At 72.4% G+C, this 23,608-nt stretch carries 24 protein-coding genes; 3 read left to right on the top strand and 21 right to left on the bottom strand.

Annotated features, from left to right (window positions below; genetic code table 11):
- Positions 1-29: 29 nt before the first annotated feature.
- From H4696_RS06085 to H4696_RS06060, 6 genes are all read right to left on the bottom strand, one after another.
- Positions 30-527 carry a flavin reductase family protein gene (locus H4696_RS06085; RefSeq protein ID WP_192782104.1) on the bottom strand — a complete coding sequence of 166 codons (498 nt, stop codon included), beginning with the start codon at positions 525-527 and terminating at the stop codon, positions 30-32.
- The gene (locus H4696_RS06080) at positions 524-2,623 is read right to left on the bottom strand and encodes a xanthine dehydrogenase family protein molybdopterin-binding subunit (RefSeq protein ID WP_086863625.1); all 2,100 of its coding nucleotides are present in this window, start codon (positions 2,621-2,623) and stop codon (positions 524-526) included. Before H4696_RS06080 ends, H4696_RS06085 begins: the two co-directional genes overlap by 4 nt.
- Positions 2,620-3,477, bottom strand: coding sequence for an FAD binding domain-containing protein (locus tag H4696_RS06075; RefSeq protein ID WP_086863626.1), 858 nt, complete (start codon positions 3,475-3,477; stop codon positions 2,620-2,622). Before H4696_RS06075 ends, H4696_RS06080 begins: the two co-directional genes overlap by 4 nt.
- Entirely contained in the window at positions 3,474-3,977 is a 504-nt protein-coding gene (locus H4696_RS06070; protein WP_086863627.1) for a (2Fe-2S)-binding protein, read from the bottom strand. Before H4696_RS06070 ends, H4696_RS06075 begins: the two co-directional genes overlap by 4 nt.
- A gap of 12 nt (positions 3,978-3,989) precedes the next feature.
- Positions 3,990-5,126 (bottom strand): LLM class flavin-dependent oxidoreductase, encoded by a 1,137-nt coding sequence (locus H4696_RS06065; protein ID WP_192782103.1) that lies wholly within the window; start codon positions 5,124-5,126, stop codon positions 3,990-3,992.
- Between the two features lie 73 nt (positions 5,127-5,199).
- Positions 5,200-6,147: a TIGR03619 family F420-dependent LLM class oxidoreductase gene (locus H4696_RS06060; protein ID WP_143265466.1), complete on the bottom strand. Its 948-nt coding sequence runs from the start codon at positions 6,145-6,147 to the stop codon at positions 5,200-5,202.
- A gap of 119 nt (positions 6,148-6,266) precedes the next feature.
- On the opposite strand from H4696_RS06060, the gene H4696_RS06055 reads away from it, so the two are divergent.
- Positions 6,267-7,100 carry an SDR family oxidoreductase gene (locus tag H4696_RS06055; protein ID WP_086865225.1) on the top strand — a complete coding sequence of 278 codons (834 nt, stop codon included), beginning with the start codon at positions 6,267-6,269 and terminating at the stop codon, positions 7,098-7,100.
- Complete coding sequence (locus H4696_RS06050; protein WP_086865224.1) at positions 7,097-8,020, top strand: alpha/beta fold hydrolase; 924 nt, start codon at positions 7,097-7,099, stop codon at positions 8,018-8,020. Before H4696_RS06055 ends, H4696_RS06050 begins: the two co-directional genes overlap by 4 nt.
- 279 nt (positions 8,021-8,299) lie before the next feature.
- Here the strand turns inward: H4696_RS06050 and H4696_RS06045 are convergent, their stop codons facing one another.
- The 8 genes from H4696_RS06045 to H4696_RS49835 all read right to left on the bottom strand — a co-directional run bounded on the left by H4696_RS06045 (position 8,300) and on the right by H4696_RS49835 (position 16,677).
- The gene (locus tag H4696_RS06045; RefSeq protein ID WP_086865223.1) at positions 8,300-8,932 is read right to left on the bottom strand and encodes a cysteine hydrolase family protein; all 633 of its coding nucleotides are present in this window, start codon (positions 8,930-8,932) and stop codon (positions 8,300-8,302) included.
- Complete coding sequence (locus H4696_RS06040; protein ID WP_086865222.1) at positions 8,919-9,650, bottom strand: SDR family NAD(P)-dependent oxidoreductase; 732 nt, start codon at positions 9,648-9,650, stop codon at positions 8,919-8,921. Before H4696_RS06040 ends, H4696_RS06045 begins: the two co-directional genes overlap by 14 nt.
- Positions 9,650-10,357 (bottom strand): ABC transporter ATP-binding protein, encoded by a 708-nt coding sequence (locus H4696_RS06035; RefSeq protein ID WP_086865221.1) that lies wholly within the window; start codon positions 10,355-10,357, stop codon positions 9,650-9,652. The genes H4696_RS06040 and H4696_RS06035 overlap by 1 nt, the downstream gene beginning before the upstream one ends.
- A 5-nt stretch (positions 10,358-10,362) precedes the next feature.
- Complete coding sequence (locus tag H4696_RS06030) at positions 10,363-12,066, bottom strand: ATP-binding cassette domain-containing protein (protein ID WP_192782102.1); 1,704 nt, start codon at positions 12,064-12,066, stop codon at positions 10,363-10,365.
- Positions 12,063-12,950, bottom strand: coding sequence for a branched-chain amino acid ABC transporter permease (locus H4696_RS06025; protein WP_086860322.1), 888 nt, complete (start codon positions 12,948-12,950; stop codon positions 12,063-12,065). The genes H4696_RS06030 and H4696_RS06025 overlap by 4 nt, the downstream gene beginning before the upstream one ends.
- A 15-nt stretch (positions 12,951-12,965) precedes the next feature.
- A complete protein-coding gene (locus H4696_RS06020; RefSeq protein WP_158104308.1) occupies positions 12,966-14,183 on the bottom strand; it encodes an ABC transporter substrate-binding protein in 1,218 nt (405 codons plus the stop codon).
- Between the two features lie 171 nt (positions 14,184-14,354).
- Positions 14,355-15,458: a zinc-dependent alcohol dehydrogenase gene (locus H4696_RS06015; RefSeq protein WP_086860318.1), complete on the bottom strand. Its 1,104-nt coding sequence runs from the start codon at positions 15,456-15,458 to the stop codon at positions 14,355-14,357.
- Between the two features lie 25 nt (positions 15,459-15,483).
- Positions 15,484-16,677, bottom strand: coding sequence for a cytochrome P450 (locus tag H4696_RS49835; protein WP_086860316.1), 1,194 nt, complete (start codon positions 16,675-16,677; stop codon positions 15,484-15,486).
- 122 nt (positions 16,678-16,799) lie between these two features.
- On the opposite strand from H4696_RS49835, the gene H4696_RS51140 reads away from it, so the two are divergent.
- Positions 16,800-17,591: a FadR/GntR family transcriptional regulator gene (locus H4696_RS51140; RefSeq protein WP_086860314.1), complete on the top strand. Its 792-nt coding sequence runs from the start codon at positions 16,800-16,802 to the stop codon at positions 17,589-17,591.
- 13 nt (positions 17,592-17,604) lie between these two features.
- On the opposite strand, the gene H4696_RS06000 is transcribed toward H4696_RS51140, so the two are convergent.
- The 7 genes from H4696_RS06000 to H4696_RS05970 form a co-directional block, all read right to left on the bottom strand.
- A complete protein-coding gene (locus tag H4696_RS06000) occupies positions 17,605-18,393 on the bottom strand; it encodes a FadR/GntR family transcriptional regulator (RefSeq protein WP_143265082.1) in 789 nt (262 codons plus the stop codon).
- 184 nt (positions 18,394-18,577) lie between these two features.
- A complete protein-coding gene (locus tag H4696_RS05995; protein ID WP_086860310.1) occupies positions 18,578-19,600 on the bottom strand; it encodes an amidohydrolase family protein in 1,023 nt (340 codons plus the stop codon).
- 10 nt (positions 19,601-19,610) lie between these two features.
- A complete protein-coding gene (locus H4696_RS05990) occupies positions 19,611-20,720 on the bottom strand; it encodes a Gfo/Idh/MocA family protein (RefSeq protein WP_086860308.1) in 1,110 nt (369 codons plus the stop codon).
- Positions 20,720-21,319 (bottom strand): RraA family protein, encoded by a 600-nt coding sequence (locus H4696_RS05985; protein WP_086860306.1) that lies wholly within the window; start codon positions 21,317-21,319, stop codon positions 20,720-20,722. Before H4696_RS05985 ends, H4696_RS05990 begins: the two co-directional genes overlap by 1 nt.
- Entirely contained in the window at positions 21,316-21,975 is a 660-nt protein-coding gene (locus H4696_RS05980) for an RraA family protein (RefSeq protein WP_086860304.1), read from the bottom strand. The genes H4696_RS05985 and H4696_RS05980 overlap by 4 nt, the downstream gene beginning before the upstream one ends.
- Positions 21,968-22,624, bottom strand: a complete 657-nt coding sequence (locus tag H4696_RS05975) for an RraA family protein (RefSeq protein WP_086860326.1) — start codon at positions 22,622-22,624, stop codon at positions 21,968-21,970. The genes H4696_RS05980 and H4696_RS05975 overlap by 8 nt, the downstream gene beginning before the upstream one ends.
- Positions 22,621-23,589, bottom strand: a complete 969-nt coding sequence (locus H4696_RS05970) for a DODA-type extradiol aromatic ring-opening family dioxygenase (RefSeq protein WP_086860300.1) — start codon at positions 23,587-23,589, stop codon at positions 22,621-22,623. The genes H4696_RS05975 and H4696_RS05970 overlap by 4 nt, the downstream gene beginning before the upstream one ends.
- Positions 23,590-23,608 lie beyond the last annotated feature (19 nt).

The raw sequence follows: 23,608 nt of genomic DNA, 5'->3' as shown, positions 1-23,608 counted from the left end.
TGGGGTGGCGTCCACCCCAGCCGGTTCCTTCAGTCCCCCAAAGCGCGGTGGACGGGTTCGAGCGCTCCCATGAGGAACACCAAGGGCACGCCGTCGCCGTCCGCTTCGAGCGCGGCCACCGCGCCGAGCACGACGTAGTGGTCACCGGCCTCGTGGACGTCGGCGAAGGTGCAGTCGAGCCACGCGAGCGCCCCCTCGATCACCGGCGCCCCGGACGGCGCGGGCCGCCAGCCGATCCCGCGGAACTTGTCGGCGCCGCGGGCCGCCAGCCGCCGGCAGATCCACGCCTGGTCGTGGGAAAGCAGGTTCACGGCGAACGCGGGCGCGCTGCGGATCTTCGGGAACGTCGTGCTGGTGCGCGCCGGGCAGAAGCCGACCAGCAGCGGGTCGAGGGACACCGAGAAGAACGACCCCACGGTCATCCCGACCGGCGTGCCGGCCCGGTCGAGCGCGGTGACCGCGACGACGCTCGTCGGGAAGTGGCCCAGCACCGCGCGGAACCGGTCCGGGCCGAGCGGCCCGCTCACCGCGACTCGCCCGCCCGGAGCGCCGCGAGGACGCGTTCCGCGGTGAGGGGAAGATCGTGCAGCCGCACGCCGACGGCGTCGAACACAGCGTTGGCCACGGCCGGCGCGACCCCGATGTTCACCAGTTCCCCCACGGATTTCACGGAACCGTCGTCGTCCGCGGCGGGGTCGAGCACCCGGATCTCCAGCGGCGGGACGTCGGCCGCGGACGCGATCCGGTAGTCGCCGAGGGTCGCCGTGGTGACCGCGCCGTCCTCGACGACCAGCTCTTCGAGCAGCGTCTGGCTCAGCCCGTAGACGAACCCGCCCTCGAGCTGGCCGCGGTGCGCGACCTCGTTGAGCACGCGCCCGGTGTCGGCGACGAGCAGCGCCCGGCGCACGTCGATCCGCCCGGTCTCCTCGTCGACGCCGACCTCGACGGCGATCCCGGCGTGGCTGCGGACGTCGACGTCCGGTGGCGCGGGCCAGCCGGCGGCCGCCGTGCCCTCGGCGACGACGGAAGGGACGCCGAGCTCGGCCAGCCGTCGCGCCGGCCAGTACCCGCCTTCGTCGCCGGGCGCGCCGCCGAGCTCGGCCGACGCGGCTCGGCAGCTTTCCACCACGGCCGTGCCGGCCACGGCGGTCACCCGGCTCGCCCCGGTGCCCGAGTCCTGCAGCACCGGGTCCGCGCCGACGTCGACGGCCTGGATGCGGACGAAGTCCCGGGGCACGCCCAGCGTTTCGGCGGTCAGCCGCTCGAAGAGGGAGTAGCTGCCGGAACCCTGGTCCACCACGGACAGTTCGACCCGCACGCCGCCGGGCTCGATGACGCAGCGGACGGTGCTCAGCCCGGGACCGGTGTCGCGGAAGGTCAGCGCGACGCCGATGCCCCGCCGCCCGCCCGGCTCGGCCCGCCACTTCCCGACGGTCGCGCGCAGTTCCGCGACGATCCGCCGGACTCGCGCGCTCACCGCGTTGGCGTGGCGGAACTCCAGCGGATCCAGCCCCAGTTCGTGCGCGATCACGTCCACTTGGGACTCCGACGCGAAGAGCGCCTGGAACTCACCCGGCGCCCGGACGTGCCCGCCGGGGAGGTTGTTCGAGTAGTAGCTCACGCAGCTTTCGCGCCGGTTCTCGACGGCATACGAGCCGTAGGGCGCGTGGATGGTGGGGATGACGACCATCGGGACGGCCTTGACGCCGCCGAAGGCGCCGCCGTCGATGAGCGTTTCCGCGTGCAGGGCCCGCACCACGCCGTCGGTGACCGCGGTCCGCAGGCGCACCCGCGCGGGGTGGCGCGTCGCCGTCGTGGTCAGCTCTTCGTCGTAGGACATGGTGTGGCGCACCGGTTTTCCCGTGCGCCGGGCCAGCAGGTAGCACGCGATTTCGACGTACGGGAACCCCTTCGCGCCGAAGTCGCCGCCGACCGGGTTCAGGTGGACGCGCACGGTCTCCACCGGGACGTTCCCGACCTCCGCGAAGAGGCGGCGGAGGGTGAACGGCTCCTTGTGCGTCGCCCAGATGTCGACGCGATTCGCCGTGACGGACACGAGGCACGCGTGCGGCTCCAGGGGCGCGGAGTGGTTGCGCGCGGCGGTGAAGGTGTGGTCGAAGACGCGGCCGGCCGCCGCGAAGGCGGGGTCGACCTCGCCCTCTTCGGTGGCCCAGATGCCCTGCGCGTTCGGGCCCGGCCGGGCGGCGACCGCTCCGGGGTACTCCGCGTACCGCGGGTGCAGCGGTTCGTCCGCCCGCATGGCCTCGTCGAGCCCGGTGATCTCCGGCAGGGGCTCGTACCCGACGTCGACGGCGGCCGCCGCGGCCTGGGCGGTGGCCGGGTCGACCGCTGCCACCGCGGCCACCCGCTGCCCGGCGCACAGCACGCGGTCCCCCGCGAGCACGGGGTAGTCCCGCAGCGCCCGGCCGAGCAGGATCTCCCCGATCTCCCGGTGGGTCAGCACCGCCGCCACGCCCGGCATCGCGAGCGCGTCGGCCGTGTCGATGCCGGTCACCCTGGCGTGGGGGAACGGGGAGTGCACGAAGGCCACGTGCAAGGCTCCCGGAGCCCGGACATCGGCGACGTACGTGGCTCCGCCGTCGACCTTCGCCGAACCGATCATGCCGCACCTCCGGTGCCGATTTCCGCCAGGGCGCGCTTGACGAACACCCCGGCCATCTCCCGCTTGTAGTCGGCGCTGCCCCGGTGATCGCCCCTCGGCGACACCGCGTCCCGGACCGCCGAGACGACGTCGCCGAGGTCCCGCAGTTCGTCCCGGGTCCGGCCCACCAGCCGGGCGGCCGCCGTCTCGCACGCGACCGGGACCGGCCCGACCGCGCCGCAGAACACCCGTGCGGCGGCGATCCGGGCGCCGTCGAAGCGGACCCGGACCGCCGCGCTCACCGTCGCGTAGTCGTCGGCCGTCTTCGGGAGGAACTTGCGGTAGGCGCACCGCTCGCCTGCCACCGGCGGCGGCACGACGACCTTGGTGATGAGTTCGCCCGGGCCGAGCACCGTCGACATCGGACCGTCGCCGAGCTCGGCCACGGGGACGCGCCGGGTGCCGCCGGTGCCCGCGAGCTCGACCTCGGCGTCGAGGGCGGCCAGCAGCACCGGCGGGTCCTGCGCGGGCTCGGCCAGCGCGAGGTTGCCGCCGACCGTGCCCCACGCGCGGACGCGGACGTTGCCGATGTGGCCGAACATCTCCGCGAGTCCGGGCCGTTCGCGGCGGAGCACGGGATCCGCGGCCAGCCGGCCGTGTGCCGTCGCGGCCCCGACCACGAGACCGTCGTCCCCGGCCCGCACGCCCCGCAGTTCGGGGATCCGGGACACCGAGACCAGCGTCGCCGCCGAGATCAGGCCGAGGTTGGCGAGCAGGCCCACCGAGACACCGCCGGCGACGGCCAGCGCGTCTTCCCCGGCGAGCGCCTCGAACGCCTCCTCCAGCGAACGGGCCGCCACGAACCGGGTGCTCATTCTCGCGCCTTCGCGATCGCGCGGAAGATGCCGTAGTACGCGCCGCACCGGCAGAGGTTGCCCAGCATCCGCTCCCGGACGTCCGCATCGGACAGCGCGGCGAGCTCGCCGGACAGGATCAGCGACGCGGCCGTGACCAGCTGGCCGCTGGTGCAGTACCCGCACTGGAACCCGCCCTCCGCCAGGAAGTCCTCCTGCAGGGCGCGCAGCCCGGGATGGGCCGCGAGTCCTTCGACGGTGAGCACCTCCGCGCCGTCCACCTGGGCGGCGAACGTCAGGCAGCTGCTGGTCGGCGCGCCGTCGACGAGCACGGTGCAGGCACCGCACACGCCCACCGCGCACCCGGCCTTCGCGCCGGTGAGGCCGAGCTCGTCGCGGAGCACGCCCAGCAGCCGGGTGGCCCCGTCGACCAGCAGGGACCGGGGTTTGCCGTTGACGGTCACCGACACCGGGTACGCGGCGACGGGCGCGTCGACGTGGAGCTCGGGTTCCTCGGGCATCGGTCCCTCCGTTCAGGACTGCCGGAGACCGGCTTCGACGAGCAGCGGCTGCACCTGCTCGGTGAACTGCGCGATACCGCTTTCGTAGTCGACCCAGCTCAGCGCGACGCCGTCGGCGCCGGACCGCTTCACTTCGACGAGCTTGTCGACGATCTGCTCCGGGGTGCCGACCAGCTGCAGGCCACCCCAGCCGGCGATCATGCCGCGGGCCATCGCGCGGAACTGCTCGCGCGGCCACGACCGGTTGTCGCCGCCGATCAGCTCGTCGATCAGGTTCTGCGCGGCGGCGAAGTCGCCGAGCTCGTCGACGTAGTGCTCGAAGTACCGCTTGGCCTCCGCTTCGGTGTCGGCGCACACGACGGTGCCGACGGTCAGCACGCCGATCTCCCGGCCCTGCTGCTCGGCGCGTTTGCGCAGGTTCGTGTTCATGTCCCGCAGCTTGCCGAGGTCGGGGTGCACCTGGAAGCCGAAGTCCGCGTGCCGCGCGGCGAAGTCCATGCCCGTCGGCGACGATCCGGCCTGGACGATCACCGGGCGGGGCTGCTGGAGAGGCCGCGGCGCGAGGTACGCGTTCTTCGCCTGGTAGAACTCGCCTTCGAAGTCGAACTGCTCGGTCTCCGTCCACAGGCGCTCGATGAGCGTGATCCACTCTTCGGCGATGCGGTAGCGCTCGTCGTGCGGTGGGTTGGCCTTGCCGAACATCGCCATCTCCGGCGCGTTCCAGCCGGACACGACGTTCAGCCCGAACCGGCCGTGACCGATGTGGTCGATCGTCGCGGCCTGCTTCGCCGCGACGAGCGGCTCGAACAGCGGCACGTGAGCCGTGGCGAGCACCTGGATCCGCTCGGTGGCCGCGGTGATGCCCGCCGCCCAGGAGAAGACCTCGAACTGCGCGGAGTTCGGGTCGGTGTCGCCCCCGATGCCGCGCCACCGCGCGAGCGGGAGCAGGAACTCCCACCCGGCGGCGTCGGCCGCCTTGGCGATGGCGAGCTGCTGCGGCCACGTCGGGACGATCCGCCCGGACTCGACCTTGGTGAGGGTGGTGCCACCCTTGCAGTTCATCGCGAAGACGCCGAGCTTGAGCGCGTTGTCGTTGCGCAGGGGCGCCACCGCGGGCGCTTCGGGAAGGGAAACCGGGCTGGTGGTCACGCAGTACTCCGATCGTCGTTGAATGGAGTCCGGAGTGCTCAGCACTCTTATCATGCGCATGATAGGCCTAGATTTACCCAGCGTCCATGGGCGACAGTCCCGCCGCCGGCGCCGCGACTTCGGCGAACCACGCCAGCGCCTCGTGGAACGCCGCCAGGGACGGCGCGGGCAGGTCGATGATGAAGTCCGTCGCGCCGAGCTCGAGCCAGTCCTCGACAAGCGCGACCGTACGTTCGGCCGCGGCGTCACCCGGGGCCTCGAACGGCGGCGCCGGTTCTCCTCGCGGCGCCCGGCCGCCCAGCGGCGCCAGCGGCGCGACGATCCGGAAGTCCCCGGGCCGCGATTCCCACTCGGGCGTGCCCCGAACCCGGCCGAGCACGTCCGCGATCGCGTCCCGGTCGGCGCCGAACGGCGCCCAGCCGTCACCGAGCCGGAGAGCGCGGCGCAGGCCGACCAGCCGGTTCCCGCCGATCCAGATGCGCGGCCGCGGGAGCTGCTTCGGCCGCGGCTCGCAGATGAGGTCGTCGAACCGGGCGAACTCGCCGTGATAGCTCGCCACTTCGTTGCCCCACAACGCTTCCATCGCCCGGATGTGATCGTCGACGATGGCACCACGCCGCTCGAACTCGACCCCGGCGGCGTCGGCTTCGTGGCGACGGCTGCCGACGCCGAAACCCGCGATGAGCCGTCCCCCGGAGAGGTGGTCGAGCGTCGCCAGCTCCTTCGCAGCAATCAGCGGGCTGCGTAGGTGCGCCTGGTAGACGAGGGTGACCAGGCCGATCCGCCGGGTCGCCGCGGCGAGGTATCCGAGGGTGGCGATCGGGTCGTAGAACCGGGCTCGCCCGTAGATGCGCAGTTCGTCGACGGCGAGGGCGCCGTGATCCCCGCACGCGATGAAGGCGTAGCCGAGCTCGTCGGCCCGCCGCGCGATGCCGAGGAGGTCGTCCGGCGTAGCGTCCGCTTCCCAGTCCCGCAGGCTGATCGGGTACAGGATCGGCGGAAAAAGACCGAACGCGGGCATCTTCACTCCTCTTCCCCGGCGCACCACGGGAACACCGGTTGACCGCTTATTGCTCCTATGATTAACCTCTTGAACGGTCACTGTCCAGTGGCGCGGCCCGGCGGGACGGGAGACGAAGCATGGACTCGAGCGTGACGGTGGTGGTCGGGGTCGGCGGCATGGGCCTGGCGATCGCCCGGCGATTGGGCGCCGGGACCACTTTGGTGCTCGGCGACCACGACGAAGCACGGCTCGGCCGGGCCGCCGCGGAGCTGCGCGGCGAAGGCCACCAGGTGGTGGCGCAGACCGTGGACGTCGCCGATCGCGCATCGGTGGCCGCGCTCGCCGCCACCGCCGCGGATCTCGGCGCGGTCAGCCGGCTCGCCCACACCGCCGGCGTGTCCCCCGCCCAGGCGCCCGCCGACCGGATCCTGCGGGTCGACCTCGTGGGAGCCGCGTTCGCCATCGAGGAGTTCGGCGAGGTCATCGCCCCCGGCGGCGCCGGCGTGGTCATCGCGAGCATGGCCGGGCACCGCCTGTCCGCCCTGCCGCCCGAACAGGAACTGGAGCTGGCCGTGACCCCGGTCGAACACCTGCTGGACCTGCCGTGCGTCCGAGAAGTGGCGCGATCACCGCGCACCGCCTACTGGCTGGCCAAGCGGGGCAACCACCTGCGGGTCCAGGCCGCCGCGCCGCGGTGGGGCGAGCGGGGCGCCCGCCTCAACTCGATCAGCCCGGGCGTGGTCGCCACCCCCATGGGGCACCAGGAGTTCAGCGGGCCGGGCGGCGACCGCATGCGCGAGGCAGTGGCGACGTCGGCAGCCGGGCGGGTCGGCACGCCCGCCGACGTCGCCGCCGCGGCGGCCTTCCTCCTGGGCCCCGAGGCCGGGTTCATCACCGGCACCGACCTCCTGGTCGACGGCGGCGTGACGGCGGTGCGGGCACAGGAAGCGCGCACGGCGGGTGCGCGATGACGACACCGTGCCGCCACCGGTGCGGCTTCACCGACGACCCGTCGACCTACTACGAGGTGTTCGAGCCCCTGGAGCCGAACGGCCACCCACCGGTCCTGATGGTGACGGGCGGCGTGCATTCGGGCGCGTGCTACCACGTAACACCGGACGGCCACCCGGGCTGGGCCGACGACTTCCTCGGCCGCGGCCACACGGTGGTCCTGGCTGACTGGCCGGGCGTCGGCCGCAGCGGCCACGTCCCACCGGGCGAGCTGACCGGCCAGACCATTGTGGACGGCCTGGCGGCGGTGATCGAAGAGGTAGGCGGCCGGGCGGTGGTGCTGACGCACTCGATCGGCGGCGCTTTCGGCTGGAAACTGGCCGAGCAGCACCCGGACGCGGTCGCGGCGGTGATCGGGGTGGCACCGGCACCACCCGGCAACCTGGGGGCCGAGCTGGGCCACCTGGTACGAGACGAGGGCAGCCGCAAGGTGGTCGCGATGCCATCCGGCGAGACGACGCTGGACCTCGACGGGACGTTGACGTTTCCCCCGGCATTCCACCGCGCGAAGCTGGTGGGCTCGAGCACGCGCTTCCCCAGGGAAACGCTGGACGCGTATTTCCGTTCCCTGCAGGGCATCAGCGGCCGAATAGTGTTCGAGCGCACGAACATCGGCGGTGCCCAGCTCCACATCGAGGACGAGTCCGCGTTGGAGGGCAAGCACATCCTGGTGGTGACGGGCACGGAAGACATCGACCACCCCAGGGAGCTGGACGGCGCGGTGGTGGAGTGGCTGAAGAAGGCGGGCGCGAGAGCAGAGCAGTGCTGGCTGGGCGACCGAGGCATCACGGGCAACGGCCACATGACGATGCTGGAGAACAACAGCACGGAGATAGCCGGAATAATGCTGGACTGGCTGGAGACGGCCCTAAAGGCGTAACGGCGAGCGAAGCCACCACGCGAACAGGCGGCCGGCAGCGCAAGGTGAGCACAACATCACCAGACCTCCCCCGCCCTCCTCCCCAGCCGCACTCCAGTCGGCGGTCAGGTTTGTCAAGGCACGCTTTCCCGCCTTGACAAACCTGACCGCCGACGGAAAATCCGAACGGAGGGCGGGGGAGGTCGGACCCGGCTTTCCCGCGGAGAACAGAAGAACGTCCTCGCCGGACAGGCAGGCTCCGGGATGACCTCGGGTTTCGCTGTCGCATCACTTATCGCTTTAGGCCGCTGCGGCCAGCAGCCGCACGGCTTCATCGAGGCTGATCACATCCGCGTACCGGTCCGCCAGGTCCGCCAACGCCACCGGGCCCGACAGCGGCCGCGGATCCGCCACGCACGGCAGCACGATCTCCACCCGCAGTCCCAGCGACGCCGCGTCCACCGCGGTCGCGCGCACGCAGCCGCTCGTGGTGAGCCCGCAGAGCAGCACCGTATCGATGTCCTTTTCGGACAGTCGGGTCCCCAGATCCGTTCCGGCGAAAGCGGAAGCGTGGCGCTTGTCCACCACGACGTCTCCCTCGCGCGGCCCGATCCGGGGGTCGAACGCGGTCCCCGGCGCCCCGCGCAGCAACGGGCTCAGGTCGAACCGGGCCGCCCAGGCCGGGTCGGCGTCCGCGAGGTCGTCGAAGCCGATGCGCACGAGGTACACCGGGACCGCCGCCCGGCGCGCGTGGTCGAGCAACCCCGCCGTGGCCACCACGGCGCCGGAGACACCCGGGTCCGCGTCGATGAAATGGCGCTGCAAGTCGACGACGACCACCGCCGGTCGGCGGCCCGGTCCGTGCCGGCGGCCGGAGCCCAGGCCCGCGAGCAAGCGGGCCATCGCGGCTTCGACGGTCTCAGAGGAAGACATGGCCGCCGTCCACGACAATCGTCTGCCCGGTGATGAACGACGCCGCCTCCGAGGCGAGGAACAGGACCGCGCCCACGAGGTCGGCGGGCACCGCCGCACGGGGAATCGCCCGCGCCGCGATCGCACTGTCGAGCACCTCACGCGGGTAGCGCTCGAGCACCCCTTCGGACTGCGTACTGCCGGGGGCGACCGCGTTCACCGTCACCCCCGCCGCCCCGACCTCGCGGGCGAGCGCGCGGGTGAACCCGATGACGCCCGCCTTCGACGCGGCGTAGTGGAGCCGCTGGTGACCTCCGACGTGCGCCGTCGTCGAGCTGATGTTGACGATCCGGCCGAAGCCCGTCATCCCCGGCAGGGCCCGGCGCGCGCACAAGAACGGTCCGCGCAGGTTCACCGCCAGCACCCGGTCCCACGTCGCCACGTCGATGTCCCGCCACCCGGTGAAGGGCAGATCCGCGAACAGCGCCGCGTTGTTGACCAGCACCGTGGGCGCGCCGAACTCGCGCTCGACGCGGGTGAACGCCGCGTCGACCGAGTCCTCGTCGGCGACGTCGGCGACCACGCCGAGCATCCCCTCGGAAGCGAGGTCGAGGACCCGCTCGGCGCGGTCGAACACCGCCACCGGACGGCCCTGGGCCGCGAACGCCCGGGCGTACTCCAGCCCGATCCCGCCCGCGGCCCCGGTGACGACGACCGGGCCGCCGCCGGCCCCCGGCATCAGCCACCCACCGCGGTGGGCAGGTCGCGCACGTCCAGGGTGCGTTCCGGGCCGAGCTGGTCGATCGTGGTGGCGCTTTCGTCGGCGACGACGAGCGTCACGCCGGTGGCGCGCAGCTCGCGGAAGTAGCCGATCAGCTCGTCGACCACCTTGGGCGCCAGCCCCATGAACGGCTCGTCCACCAGGAGCACCGAGGGATCCCCCGCCATCGCCCGCGCCAGCGACAGCATCTGCTGCTCGCCGCCGCTGAGCATGCCCGCGGCGACGTGCCGCCGCCCGGCGAGGCTGGGAAACCGGGTGTAGACCTCCTCGATCGCCTCGTCGGCGGCCGCCCGCGGCCGGCGCAGGGCTTCGTGGGCGAACCGCAGCGTCTCCGCCACGGTCAGCCGGGGGAAGATGCGGCGGCCCTCGGGAACGAACGAGATCCCCGCGAACCGCCGGGCTTCGGGGCCCGCCCGCGTCAGGTCGACGCGCTCGCCGTCGCCGGTCAATCCGATGACCGAACCCCGGCCCGGGCCCAGCACCCCGGCCAGGCAGCTCAGCAGCGTCGTCTTGCCCGCGCCGTTGGGCCCGAGCACGCCGGCGCACTCGCCGGCCCCGACCGTGAAGCCGACCCCGCGCAGCACGACCATCTGCCCGTACCCGATGTCCGCGTCCTCGAGGACGAGGGCGCGCACCGGAGCACTCGTGAACGTTCGTCGCAGCATCGCGGTCAGCTCCTCGTCCCGGATCCGATGACGTCGTGCAGGTCGCCGCGGGCGCGCAGCTCGGCGAGGTCGCCGACCCCGACGATCCGGCCGCCCACCATCACCACCGTGCGGTCGGCGATCCGCTCCACCAGGTCGTGGTCGTGCTCGACGAGCACGACGGCGCACCCGTCCGCCCGCCAGCGCCGCAGCGCCTCGACCAGGAATTCGACCTCTTCGTCGGTCAGCCCGGCGGCCGGTTCGTCGAGCAGCAGCACGCGGCAGCCGCCGAGCTCCAGCCGCGCCAGCTCCACCCACCGGCGCACGCCGTGCGGCAGCACCGCCACCGGGCGGTCGAGCCACGCCGTCAGCGCCCACCGTTCCAGTACCGCCTCCAGCCGCTCGGGGTCGGCGCGCCGGCCCCAGCCGTCACAGGCCAGCCCGACGTTGTCGCGCACGCTCAGGCCCGCGGCCAGGCGCGGCACCTGGAAGCTGCGGCCGAGACCGTGCCGGGCGAGCCGGTGCACCCGGCCCCAGCGGACCTCCCGGTCGGCGCCGTCGGACCAGCGCAGGCCGATCCGCCCGGCCTCCGGCGGCCAGATCCCGTTGAGGCAGTTCAGCAACGTCGTCTTGCCGGACCCGTTGGAGCCGATGATCGCGGTGATCCGACCCGGCTCGAAACCGATCGAGACACCGTCGAGCGCCACCACCGAGCCGAACGACTTCCGGACGCCGTCCGCGGCGAGGGCGACGATCTCGGGCCGGTCCTCGAGGTCACCCGCGGGTGAGCGGCGCACGAGCCACCGCCGTCGGCGGTCGCGCAGCGCCTCGGGGAACAGTCCCGTCGGGCGGCGCACGACCACGAGGATCACCAGCAACGCGAACACGATCGTCAGGACGTTGCCGTCCAGGCCGCCGATCCAGCCCGGCACGCCGACCACGACGACGCTCGCCGCCACCGGGCCCCAGATGCTGCGCCGTCCGCCGACCATCAGCACGAGGAAGATCTGGATCAGCAGCGGCAGCCCGTAGGTCGTCGGCACCACGACCTTCTGCTCCTGCACCCACAAGACCGTGGCGACGGCGGTGAGCAGCCCGCTCACCACGGCGACGCCGATCCGGACGGCGACGACGTTGGTGCCGACCACCCGGGCCAGGAACACGTCGTCGCCGATCGCCACGCCGAGGCGGCCGACCCGCCCGGACATGAACAGCCGCACGACGAGCCCGACGCCGACCAGCACGGCGACGCCGAGCGCGAGCGCGGGTCCCGTCTCGCGGGCCGAGAAGTCCACCCAGCGCGGGAAGTCCGTGATCCCGGACGAACCGCCGGTGAGGTCGGTGAACGTGGTGAGCGCGGTCAGGAACACCGCGCCCGCCGAGATGGTGACCAGGCCGAGCTGGAACCCGGTCAACCGGACGCTCAGGCCCGCCACCGCGACCAGCAGCGCGACGGAGCAAGCCGCCGAGACCAGCACCGCCCACCACACCGACCCGGTGGCCGCGGCTGTGATCGCGAAGCCGTACGCCGAAATCCCGATCACGGCGTGCTGGGAGAAGTTGAAGACGTCCAGGTAGCCGAGCACCAGGGAGTAGGCCACCGCCAGTGCCGCGGTGAACGACACCGTCGTCAGCGTCGCCTGGAACGCGTAGCTGCCACCGAAGAGGCCGTAGAGGTACAGCGCGACGACGATCGACTGGATCGCCCGCCGCAGAAACCGCTCGTTCATCCGACCACCCTGCTCGTCCGGTCCGGGAACAGGCCCCGGGGTTTCACCAGGAGGATCACCAGCACGAGTCCTAATTGGACTACGGTGGCGGTGAACTGCCCACCTCGCGCGTTCACGACCGCTTCGGCGATCCCGATGACCAGGCCGCCGACGATCGGCCCGGCGATGCGCTCGCCGCCGCCGATCACCAGCCCGAACAAGGCGCCGACGATGATGTGGAAGACGTTGTCGGGGGTGACCCCGACGACCTCGGCGGAGATGTCGCCGACGAAGAAGCACAGCACGCCCAGCAGCGCGTAGGCGAGGAAAGCCATCGTCGGGACGCGCACGCCCGACAGCCGGGCGGTGACCGGGTCGTCGGACACCGCCCGCAGCGCCCGGCCCAGCCGGGAGCGTTCCAGCACCACCCAGCTGCCGAGCCCGCCGAGCACGACCGCCGCGACGAGCAGCAGGGTGCCGGTCGTGACCGTGATCCCGCCGCCGAGCGCCAGCGTGCGCGCCGGCACCACCGGGGTGGCGAACCGCAGGTCCGAACCGAACAGGAGGTAGCCCAGCCCCTGCAGGGCGGTCGCCAGCGCGACCGTCACGAGCACCCCGCCGAGGTCGTGTTCCTGGCCGTGCCCCGGACGGCTCGCGAGCCACCGCGTCGAGACGAGGTGCACGAGCGCGCCGACCGGCGCACCGGCCACGAGGAGCAGCACCAGCCGCGGCAGCGGGGGCACTCCCGCGAGTGATGCCGCCGTCAGGCCGGCCAGCACCACGATCCCGCCCACCGCGAAGTTCATGATCTTCGTGACCCGCAGGACGAACGCGGCCGCGAGGCCGACCAGGGCGTACAGCGCGCCCAGCCCGATTCCGTTGAACAATGATTGGAGTTCCCGCACCGGTGTTCTCCCCGCTCAGCGGCCGGTGGCCGCGGCGGCGCCGGTGAAGGTGAGCTCCCACGCCTTGGCGTCGGGCTTCCACCGCGCGAAGGTGAACCAGCCGTCCCCGCGGTCGGGCAGGGTGCCGTTGCGCGCCGACCCGAAGTTGTAGGTCAGCATCGGCGTCGGAAAGTCCTTGCCGGACTTGAGGTCCGTGTAGATCGCCTCGGAAGTCGGGCCACCGTCCTTGATCGCCTGGGAGACGACCCGGACGCTCGAGTAACCGATCGCGTTGTTCGTCGTCAGCGCCGGCTTCCCGGCCTTCTTCCAGGCGTCCGCGAACGGCCGGATCGCCGGTTCGGCCGGATCGCCCGCCGGGAGCAGGTCGGCCACCATCACCTTGGGGAGGCCGAAGCTGGTGAACGGCGCCGCCGCGCCGAGCTGGGTCAGCGTCGCGGCGGTGGCGTTGGTGGGCTGGGACATCAGGATCGCGTCGGTCATCCCGAGGTCGACCATCGCCCGGGCGACCACCAGCACCGACGGGCCGGTGCCGCCCGCGAAGACCGCCGTGCAGCCGTCGCTCTTCAGCTGCGTCACCTGCGGGGTGAGCGAGCTCGCGGCGGCGTCGAACGGGATGCGCGTGCCCATCGGCAGCCCGGCCTTCGCGGCGGCGGGTTCCAGGACCTTCTGCAGCGATTCGAAGGAGGCCCCGCTGACGCCGAGGTCGCACAACGCCTTGGCACCACGGCTCTTCGCGAATTCGGCCGCGAGGTCGAAGTAGCCGCTGAGCGGCTGGACGCTGAAGCTGTAGGCGCCCTTGGGGTTGAGCCCGGCCGCGGTGACCATCGGGACCTTGGCCGAGGCCATCGTCGGGTCCAGCACGACCGAGGAGGTGCTGGTCTCCGGCCCGAGCACGGCCACGACGCCGTCCTGCAGCAGCTCGTTGGCGAGCCCGGGGAGCAGGCTCTGGTCGGACCGGTAATCCTTGACCTCGAGGTCGAGCTTCTTGCCGCCGACCCCGCCGGCGGCGTTGACTTCGTCGACGGCGAACCGGACGCCGTCGAGCATTTCGCCGCCGATCGCGCCGTACACGCCGCTGAGGGCGAAGACGGCGCCCACCTTGATCGAGTCGCCGCCGGCGTCCCCGCCGACTCCCCCGCTGCACGCCGTGGTGCCGAGCACGATGCCGAGCGAGAGCGACAGCACGGCGGCCATCCGCCCCTTGCGTCCCCCGCTTCCGTAGCCGAGTTGCACGGTCCCTCCTTTGGGCCGGATGACATTCCTGATAACCATAGGAGCAACAGTCGTGACACACAAGAGCTGTTCACAATGGACAGTTTTTGATCAGCACTTGTGTTGCCCGGCAACAAAAGGGCATGCCGAAGCGGCGGACGTGGAGTCACGTCCGCCGCTTTCGTGTGCGCCCTAGCTCGCTGTTTCGGGGACCACCGACACGTGCACGGCGTCGGACCGGCTGAGCAGTTCGATGCCCTCGCGCACCTCCGCCAGCGGCACGGTGTGGGAGTGCAGCAGCTCGACCGGCAACCGGCCCGAGCCGAGCAGCCGCAGCGCCTGGCGGTAACCCCACGGCTCGACGCTCACCACGCCCCGGATGTCGATCGCCTTGAGCACCATCGCGTCGGCGTCCACTCCGGACAGGTCGGCGCCGCCCTTCAGCCCGGCGACCACCACCACTCCCCCGGGCCGAACGAGCGCGATCGCGTCGCCGATCGCGGAAACCGCGTGCGGCGTCGTGTCCACCACCCGGTCGGCGTCCCCGCCGAGCGCCGCGCGCACCGCGGTGACGACGTCGGGACAGCCGTCGGGGAGGTTGTCCACCTCGACGGTGGCGTCGACGCCGAGCTTGGCCGCGATCTCGAGCTTGTGCCGGTCCCGGGCGAGGCCGGTCACGACGACGCGGTCCGCACCCGCGGCCCGCGCGGCGACCGCGCAGGCCAGCCCGCGCTGCCCGCAGCCGAGGACCACCACGGCGTCGCCGGCGAGGGTCCCGCCGCGGCGCACTGTCCAGTCGAACCCGGCGCCGAGCGGGTTGAACAGCGTCGCCACCTCGGCCGGGATGCCTTCGGGCACCGGGTGCACCCGGGTGTTCGGCCGCAGCACGAGGTATTCGGCGAAGCCGCCCCACAGCCCGCTGCCGAACGTCGTCGGGGTGAAGCCGTAGGAGAAGCGGTTGCGGCAGAACTTCACGAGTCCGCCGGTGCAGCGGTCGCACACCTGGCACGGCACCACGGATTCGACCGCGACGAGCTGCCCCTCCTCGACCCCCCAGAGCCGCCGGGCTTCGGCACCGATCTCGACGACCCGGCCGACCGGCTCGTGCCCGGGGATCACCGGGTAGGCGGACCACCCGCTCTTGGCCAGACCGCCGTCGAGCTGCGTCTTGTCGCTCCCGCAGATCCCGGTGGCCTCGATCTTCAGCAGCGCCTCGCCGTCCCCGATGACGGGGACCTCGAACTCCTGCTCCTCCAAAACTCCCGGCCCCAGCTGGACCATCGCCCGTGCACGCATCGGACCTCCTTTTCGCGCCGAGGCCTCAGAGCGCGGTGAACCGGACGGGAAAGGACTCGTAGCGGTCGTGGACGCTGTCCGGGCGCACCGGCGGGTGGTCCGGGTCGCGCTCCACACCCGCCCGGAACAGGGCCCCGAGCAGGAGGGCGAGCGTCCCGTCGCGCGGCTCGGCGCGGCGCCCGGCCGCGGTGCCGAGCACCAGCGGCTTGCCCAGGCACTGGTGGGGACCGGCGCCGAAGCTCAAGCCGTACGGCGCGGTGCCTTCGGCGATCGTGCGGTAGGGGTCGAACTCGTCGACCGCGCCGCCGTAGGCCTCTTCGTCCATGTTCGCGTGGAACTTGTCGACGAGCACGATCTGACCCGGCTCCACCGGGGTCCCGTCCGGCATGGTCGTGCGCTCGGCCGCCGCCCGGAACAGCACGTGCCGCCCGGGGTGCATGCGCAGCGACTCCATGCCCGCGACGCGCAGGAACTCGGGGTCCGAGAGCTTCTCGCGCGCTTCGGGGTGGTCCGGCAGCCAGTTCGTCAGCTCGGCGACGGCGTGCGTCACCGCCGTCGCCGTGGTGAAGGCCGCGGCGGCCATGAACAGCAGGGCTTCCTTCAGGATGTCGTCGTCCGACCAGGTCATCGTGGTGTCGGCGAGGATCACCGAGATCAGGTCCTTGCCCGCCGTCGCCTGCCGACGGCGCTTCTCCAACGCTGGGCGCACGAAGTCCGCCCAGAACTCGTCCTTGCAGGCCAGCGCGTCCCGCATGACCTCGGCGTGGTCGCGGGTCGCCCACTGGATCAGGATGCCGTCACCGAGCCGGGCGACGAGCGTGGTCAGCTGCGACAGCCGCGCGTCGTCGATGTCGTCGAGCCCGACCACCTCCGCCGAGATCCGCAGGGCCATCCGGCGCACCAGCGGGATGAGGTCGCCGCGGGGAACGCCGTCGCCGGGCCGGTCCGCCGCGATTGCCGCCAGTTCCTCGTCGACCACCTCGGCCAGCACCGATTTCTCGTAGTGCGCCAGGTGGGCCGGGTTGAACAGGCCTCCTTCGAGCCGCTTCAGGTGCCGATGGCGATCGCCGTCGGAGCCGAGCAGCGTGCCGGCGAGCAGCACCGCGTTCTCGTGGTAGACGTCGACGCTGAACGACGTCGAGCGCAGCACCGAGGTGCCGTCCTCGTAGTTCTCCGTGCGCGGGAGCGTCGGGTCGAGGGGAAGTGGGACGTTCGACACTGAACCTCCTGGGATGCACCCCAACACATTAGGTTAATTATAGGAGCAACAGGAGGCTAGATACCTGCTCGCAGTCCGTCAAGCAGGCCGTTCGGGGATCAGGGCAATGGTAGGCTCGCGGGGTGGCGAGCAGGGAAGCGCACGCAGCCGAGGGGGCCCGCCGGCCACGACGCCGGCCTGACCCCCGCCGTTCACACAAGGCCGCGCTCGGGATCGCGCAGGACATCGTCGACGACATCACGCGGGACGACCTCGGGCCGGGCGCGAAACTGCCCGGCGAGCGGGAGATGCTCGAGCGGTTTGGCGCGGGCCGGGGCACGCTGCGGGAGTCCCTGCGGTTCCTGGAGATGACCGGCGCGATCACGTTGAAGCCCGGCCCGCGCGGCGGCCCGGTGGTCGCCGAACAGGACGGGCAGGACCTCGCCTGGGTGCTCGGGCTGTTCATGCAGCTGCGCGGCGTGCCGTTCGGGTCGGTCGTCGCAGCACGGGAGGTCCTCGAACCGGAGCTGGCCGGGCTCGCCGCCGAGCGCGCGACCGCGGAAGACCACGCGCGCATCAAGGACACCATCGACGGCATGAGCGCGTTCCTCGACGACGAACAGAACTTCCTGGCCGAAAACGACCGGTTCCATTCGGCCGTGGCCGCCGCTTCGGGCAACGACCTCTTCGCCCTGGTGATCTCGTCCCTGCACACCATCACCGACGGCGTGCCGCTGGGCCTCGACTACGCCCGGCCGCGCCGGGAGAACGTGGTGAAGTCCCACGCGGAAATCCTCGAGGCCATCGAGGCGGGCGACGCGGAGGGCGCGCGGTGGGCGATGCGCAAGCACCTGCGCCGGTTCCGCACCCGGGTGGAGTCCGACTTCCCGGCGGTGCTGGACCGGCCCCTGCGCTGGCGCGACATCGTCCCCTGACGGCGGAGACGACTCAGGGCGCGACGTCGCGCCAGCGCACCGGGCGTTCGTAGACCATCGGGAACTTCTCGACGATGTACCGGCGGAACTCGCGCATGTGCCGGCGCATGGCCCAGCGGGCACCCTCCGCGTCGCCGTTCTTGATGGCGTCGCACACGGCTTCGTGCGCCTGCAGGACCGCCTTTCGCCGGGGTGGCGCGTAGCTCACCCCCAGCGGCATGCCGTCCGTGATCAGGTGCAGCGAGGAAATCAGCAGCGCGAACAGCTCGTTGCCCGCGGCCGCGGCCACCGCCGCGTGGAAGCGGTCGTTCTCGGCCAGGAAATTCTGTTCGTCGTCGAGGAACTCCCGCATGCCGTCGATCGAATCCGAGATCTCGGCGATCAGCGCCTCGTCCGCGGCCTCGGCGGCCTGCGCCGCCAGTTCCGGTTCGAGCACCTCGCGCGCCGCGACCAGCGCCTTGAACGGCATCCTCTTGAGCTGCAGGAACAACCCCAGCACACCGGCGAGATCGTGGGCGTCCGGCTCGGAGACGATCGGGCCGCCGTGCGGGCCCGCCTTGACGCGGATGACGCCGTTCATCTCCAGGAACCGCAGCGCCTCGCGCAGGGTTCCGCGCCCGGTCTCGAACCGCGCCATCATGTCGCGTTCGCTCGCCAGTTTGGTGCCCGGTCCGAGGTTGTCGTCGGTGATGTCGTCGACGATCCGCTGGGCGATCGCCAGCGAAACCTTCTGGGGCCGCCGGGCATCGGGACGGTGGCGGGCGACACGTGCACCTTCGCCGTCTGCAGGTTCGTCAACCACGATGGCACCCACTCCCCGCCGGCCGACCCACGACCCAGGCTCAAGGTTAATGATAGTACACTACTGTGAGTTATGAACGCTGACCGGCATCAGCCTATCGCGTCAACCTGGTGAAGGTGCCACAACGCGCAGAGCCCTCCGGCGCGCGACGAACCGCCGCGCCGGAGGGCTCCTTCGCCTCACGTCACCCCGCTGAAGGGACCGCCTCGCTCAGCCGGAACAGCGACTGCGCGTTGCCTGCGAGGATCGCGGCCTTCTCGGCCTCGCTGAGGAAACCGAAGCCTTCGACGACCGGGCGGATGTCGTCGAAGTCGTGCCCGGTCACCGGGTCCGGCGCGGTGCCGCTGCCCGGCCGCTCGGTACCGAACAGGCACCGGTCCGCTCCCACCGTCTTGATCAGCAGCTCGAGCGAACCGGGGTTGTGCAGGACCGTGTCGAACCACAGCCGCCGCAGGCTGTCGTCGAACGACTCGTCCTTGAGCACGTGGCCCAGCCGCAGCTTCGGGTGCGCGCGGGCCGCCCGCCAGCGCCCGATCTGGTACGGCACCGAGCCGCCGCCGTGCGCGACGATGATCTTCAGCGTCGGGTAGCGCAGGAACACCTCAGAGTTCAGCAGCGTGAGGATCGCGATGCTTTCCTCGGTGACGAAGTGCTCGCTGTAGGTCTCCCGGTCGTTGAGGCAGCTGCCCGAGTGGATCAGCGCCGGCACGTCGAGCTCCACGAGCTTTTCGTACAGCGGGTACCAGAACGGGTCGCCCAGCGGCGGCACGTGGCCGGTGCCCTCGGACGGGTCGGGGTTGAGCACGCAGCCCACCATCCCCAGCTGGGTGACGGCTTCCTCCAGGGCGCCGGCCCAGTCCGCCGCGCTCTCGCCGTACGCCTGCGGCAGGCCGGCGACGCCGGCGAGCCGGCCGGGGAACAACGCGGCCTGGCGGGCGATGACGTCGTTGACCGCGCTGGTCCACCAGTGCACGGTCTTCGCCGGGCGCATGGAGTGCCCGCAGTGGAACGGCCGCGGCGAGATCAGCTGCAGGTCGGTGCCGACGCCGTCCATGGTGGCCAGCGTGCGCTCGCCCCACTCCTTGAGCGCGGCGTCGGTCACGCCCGCGCTGCCCCGTCCGTGAGCACCGCGCGACGACATGAGCGCCGCCTGGTAGGCGTACAGCTCCGGCGGGGCGTTGACGTGCGCGTGCGCGTCGATGATCATCTTCTTCTCCTTACGCCTGAAGGTCGGGCTGGGTGGGGATCTGGTGGTGCAGGCCGACGCGCCGGCCGGTGCGGGCGGACTCGTGCAGGGCGAGCGCCACTTCGAGCGTCGCCAGCCCCCAGCGTCCCGTGTGGACGGTCGGGCGGCCGTCGAGCGCGTCGGCCAGCTCGGCCAGCAGGGCCTGCCAGCCGGACGCCTCGCCCTCGACGCCGACTTCGGTGACGTCGTCGCCCGCGAACACGAGCGCGCCGGTGGGGGTGACCCAGGCGCCGCCGCCGGTGAAGGTCGCCGCCAGGGTGCCGAAGACCGGGGACACCACCCCCGAACCCGGCAAGGCGAAGAACCGGGCCGTCGCCGGCGTTGCGGCGACGTCGAAGGTGCCGAGTTCGCCGACACCCCACGTCTGCAGGCGGCTGTCGAACCCGCCGGTGCCCACGTAGTACGCGCTGGCGTGGACGCCGCCCGGGAACGCGAGCTGGGCCGAGAACCCGAGTTCGGTCCCGTCCGCGCCACCGAACGTCGTGCCGGTCACGGATTCGGTCAGCCCGCCGCACACGTAGCGCAGGATGTCGATCTGGTGGGCGCCTTGGCGGAGCACGAGCCCGTTGCCCTGCGCCGCATCGAGGTCCGCCGCGGAGCGCGGGCGGCGGTGCCAGTCGGTGTGGCAGTTGGCGCACACCGACAGCAGCGGCCCGAGCGTCCCGTCTTCGACGAGCCGGCGCAGGACGCGGATCGGCGCGTTGTAGCTGTGGGTCGCGCCGACGAGCAGGACGACCCCCGCGCGGTCGGCGGCGTCGACGGCGAGCCGCGCGTCCGCCAGCGTCGTCGCCAAGGGCTTCTCCGAGATGACGTGCTTGCCCTGCGCGGCAACGGCTTGGACCGCGGCCAGGTGCGTGGCGGTCGGGGTGGCGACGTACACGACGTCGACGTCTCCGGACGCGGCCAGCGAAGCGACGTCCGGGTGCACCCGGCAGCCGGTCTCGGCGGCGGCGCGGTCGCGGGCCGCGGGGTCGAGGTCCGCGACGCCCGCGAGCCGGAACCGCTCCGAGTGCCCGAGCGCGGCGGCCATCAGCCGGCCGGCCGCACCCCAGCCGGCGATGCCCACCCCGTGCGTGTCCATCAGAACCCGTAGATGTCGAGGGTGGACTCGCCGGCGGCGATCCGCCGGCGCACGGAGGCTTCCTTGTCCTCCCGCCGTGCCGCGCGCTCGCCGACCACGGCGGCGTCCTCGCGCGGTGAGACGACGACGCCGTCGGCGTCCCCTACGACCAGGTCGCCGGGCCGCACGACCACCGAGCCGATGGTGATGTCGGCGTCGAGGTCGCCGCCGGTGGTGTCCTTGCCGGTGCCGCGGACGCACAAACCGCGCGAGAAGACCGGGAAACCCAGCTGCAGCAGCTCGGCCGAGTCGCGGACGCAGCCGTCGAGCACCAGGCCGCCGAGCCGGCGGGCGATCGCCGCGCTGGTCAGGATGTCGCCCCAGTACCCGAACTCGAAGGCGCCACCGGTCGAGGCGACCAGGACGTCCCCCGGCGCGGCGGCGTAGAGCGCGCGGTGCAGCCAGATGTTGTTGCCGGGGGTCAGCCGGACCGTGAAGGCGTACCCGCAGATCCGCCACGCCGGGTCGAGCGGCCGCAGCTGCGGCGGGAGCGGCGTCGCGCCGGACTCGTGCAGGGTCGCCGTGCCGAACTCGCCGAGCCGGGTCGCCTGCGCGGTCATCGCGCACCGGCTTTCGTCTGGAGGGAGTGGTAACCCATCTCGGCCCGTGCTTCGTCGAGCCGCTGCCCACCCGCGACCGCCGTCCGGATGCTGTCTTCGGCGCGCTCGATGCCTTCCGCGACGTCGAGCACCTCGTCGGCCCGGTCGGCGGCGAGGACCACGACGCCGTCGGCGTCCCCGCGGATCACGTCGCCGGGGTGCACCAGCACCGAGCCCAGCCGCACCGGACGGCCGGTGTGCGCGAGGCGCACCCGGTCCTTGCCGGTCTGCATGCTGCGGCCGCGGGCGAACACGGGGTAGCCGATGACCAGGCTGTCGGCGACGTCGCGGCAGACCCCTTCGATCACGGTGCCGCCGATGCCGCGCGCGTTCGCGACGGCGGTGAGGATGTCGCCCCACACCGTGCAGTCGAGCCGGCCGTCGTTGCTCAGCACCACGATCTGGCCGGGCTCGACGTCGTCGATGTAGTCGCCGACGGTCCCGCCGAGCGCGTCCACCGGCTCGTACTGGCCGGTGAACGCCCGCCCGCAGATCGAGAACCGCGCGTCGAAGGGCACGATCCCGGGCACGGCGCCCGGCAGGCCGAGCTTGTCCAGCGCATCGGACAGCCCGGCGGTGCCGGTCGCCCGCGCGCGGTCGACCGTCTGGTCAGCCATTGAGCATCTCCTCGTAGTCCGTGCCGAGGACTTCGGACGGGAGCCGGCCCGCCCGCAGGTCCTCGGCCATCAACCGCTCGCGGGCCACCAGCCGCTCCGCGGCCGCGAGCACGTCCTCGGCCTCGGCCGCGCGGACGAACACCACGCCGCTGCCGTCGGCGAGCACGTAGTCGCCCTCGTGCACCTCGACCCCGCCGATCCGCACCGGCACGCCGACCGAGTCTTCGACGATCCGGCCCCGCGCGGTGAAGGGGATGGCTTCCCGCGCGGACACCGGCAGGCCGAGTTCGCGGATCTCGTCGACGTCCCGGCACGCGCCGTCGACGACGACTCCGCCCAGTCCCTTCAGGGAGGCCGCCCGGGCCAGCAGGCCGCCCCAGGTCGCCGACAGGAAGGGCCGGCCGGTGTCCTGCTGCACGACCACCACCTCGCCCTCGGCGGCCCGTTCGATCGCCGCGGTGCCGAGGTGGGAGCGGCTGACGCGGCCGTCGGCGGGCACGGTCCGCATCGTCACGACCCGGCCGGCCCCCCGGGCGCCTTCCCAGACCGGCAGGACGCCGGCGACCGCGCCGGGCCGGCCGAGCGCGTCGAGCGCGTCCGACAGCACGCACGAGTCGAGGGCGAGCAGCCGGTCCCGGACCGGAGTCATGCCCGGGTCCACGTGAAGAACCCCATGCCACAGCCCGAGCCCGCCTTCGAGCGGTACGCCGGGATGTAGTCGACGACCTTGCCCGGGGTGTCGTGCAGGGCCGCGCCGACGGCGATCCAGTTGCGGATCTCGGAACTGCCTTCACGCAGGCCGTCGACCGGGATCCGGGACAGCGCCTCGTGGTCGTGCGCTTCCAGGGCCTCGAGCAGGCCGCGGTCCAGCTTCTCGTCGATGATCGGGTGCGTCAGGCCACCGGAGGCGATCAGCGCCACCCGCAGGTCCGACGGCCAGCTGTCGATCGCTTCGCGCAGCGCCTCGCCGAACGTGACGCAGCGGCCCGGCGTCGGCTGGTTCGGCGGGTAGTAGGTGTTGAGGAAGATCGGCACCAGCGGGATGCGGGGCAGGCCTTCCAGCAGGCGGCGGTAGACGAAGGTGAACGCGTGGCCCAGCGAGCGGTCCTTCGGCTGCTCGGTGAACTGCGCGACGTCGAAGCCGCCCTCGACGAGCTGCTCGACCAGGTGCAGGCCCAGCCCGGCGTGCGTTTCGTACACGTCCACTTCGTCGGCGTGGTAGTACTTGTACGCCGTTTCCATAGTGGACGGATAGGCTTCGGCGCCCGGCGGCCGGTCCTCCAAGGACTTGCCCCAGAAGATCGACACCGCCGGCATGATGTCGTCGAGGAACAGCTCGCGCTGGTCGTCGCCGATCACGACGAGGACATCGGGCCGTTGCGCGAGCAGCTCGTCCCGGGTCTTTTCCAAAGCGCGCTGGCAGGCCTCGTACCGCTCGGCCAGCAGGGCCGGGTCCAGCTCGTCCTCGAGCTCCTCCTCGGTCCGCTCGGTCGGCGTCAGGCCGAGCGCGCCGAGCCGGGGCAGTTCGAGGTCGCCGTGCGCGCGCCACCCGCCCGATTCCATGGAGAGCTGCGGACTGTGCGACACCGCGGCGCCGCCCACTACCTGTGCCATGTGTTCCTCCTTTGACGAG

The organism is Amycolatopsis lexingtonensis (genome assembly GCF_014873755.1).
Classification (GTDB): Bacteria; Actinomycetota; Actinomycetes; order Mycobacteriales; family Pseudonocardiaceae; genus Amycolatopsis; species Amycolatopsis lexingtonensis.
This window is presented reverse-complemented; position numbering and strand designations above follow the sequence as displayed.

Coding starts and splice junctions, on each gene's coding strand:
- H4696_RS06045 (WP_086865223.1), bottom strand. CDS start 8,932: ATGTCTTCCTCTGAGACCGTCGAAGCCGCGATGGCCCGCTTGCTCGCG.
- H4696_RS05985 (WP_086860306.1), bottom strand. CDS start 21,319: ATGACCGCGCAGGCGACCCGGCTCGGCGAGTTCGGCACGGCGACCCTG.
- H4696_RS05990 (WP_086860308.1), bottom strand. CDS start 20,720: ATGGACACGCACGGGGTGGGCATCGCCGGCTGGGGTGCGGCCGGCCGG.
- H4696_RS06035 (WP_086865221.1), bottom strand. CDS start 10,357: ATGCTGCGACGAACGTTCACGAGTGCTCCGGTGCGCGCCCTCGTCCTC.
- H4696_RS06060 (WP_143265466.1), bottom strand. CDS start 6,147: ATGCCCGCGTTCGGTCTTTTTCCGCCGATCCTGTACCCGATCAGCCTG.
- H4696_RS06015 (WP_086860318.1), bottom strand. CDS start 15,458: ATGCGTGCACGGGCGATGGTCCAGCTGGGGCCGGGAGTTTTGGAGGAG.
- H4696_RS05995 (WP_086860310.1), bottom strand. CDS start 19,600: ATGATCATCGACGCGCACGCGCACGTCAACGCCCCGCCGGAGCTGTAC.
- H4696_RS05975 (WP_086860326.1), bottom strand. CDS start 22,624: ATGACTCCGGTCCGGGACCGGCTGCTCGCCCTCGACTCGTGCGTGCTG.
- H4696_RS06080 (WP_086863625.1), bottom strand. CDS start 2,623: ATGATCGGTTCGGCGAAGGTCGACGGCGGAGCCACGTACGTCGCCGAT.
- H4696_RS06040 (WP_086865222.1), bottom strand. CDS start 9,650: ATGCCGGGGGCCGGCGGCGGCCCGGTCGTCGTCACCGGGGCCGCGGGC.
- H4696_RS06050 (WP_086865224.1), top strand. CDS start 7,097: ATGACGACACCGTGCCGCCACCGGTGCGGCTTCACCGACGACCCGTCG.
- H4696_RS06055 (WP_086865225.1), top strand. CDS start 6,267: ATGGACTCGAGCGTGACGGTGGTGGTCGGGGTCGGCGGCATGGGCCTG.
- H4696_RS05970 (WP_086860300.1), bottom strand. CDS start 23,589: ATGGCACAGGTAGTGGGCGGCGCCGCGGTGTCGCACAGTCCGCAGCTC.
- H4696_RS06075 (WP_086863626.1), bottom strand. CDS start 3,477: ATGAGCACCCGGTTCGTGGCGGCCCGTTCGCTGGAGGAGGCGTTCGAG.
- H4696_RS05980 (WP_086860304.1), bottom strand. CDS start 21,975: ATGGCTGACCAGACGGTCGACCGCGCGCGGGCGACCGGCACCGCCGGG.
- H4696_RS06030 (WP_192782102.1), bottom strand. CDS start 12,066: ATGAACGAGCGGTTTCTGCGGCGGGCGATCCAGTCGATCGTCGTCGCG.
- H4696_RS06070 (WP_086863627.1), bottom strand. CDS start 3,977: ATGCCCGAGGAACCCGAGCTCCACGTCGACGCGCCCGTCGCCGCGTAC.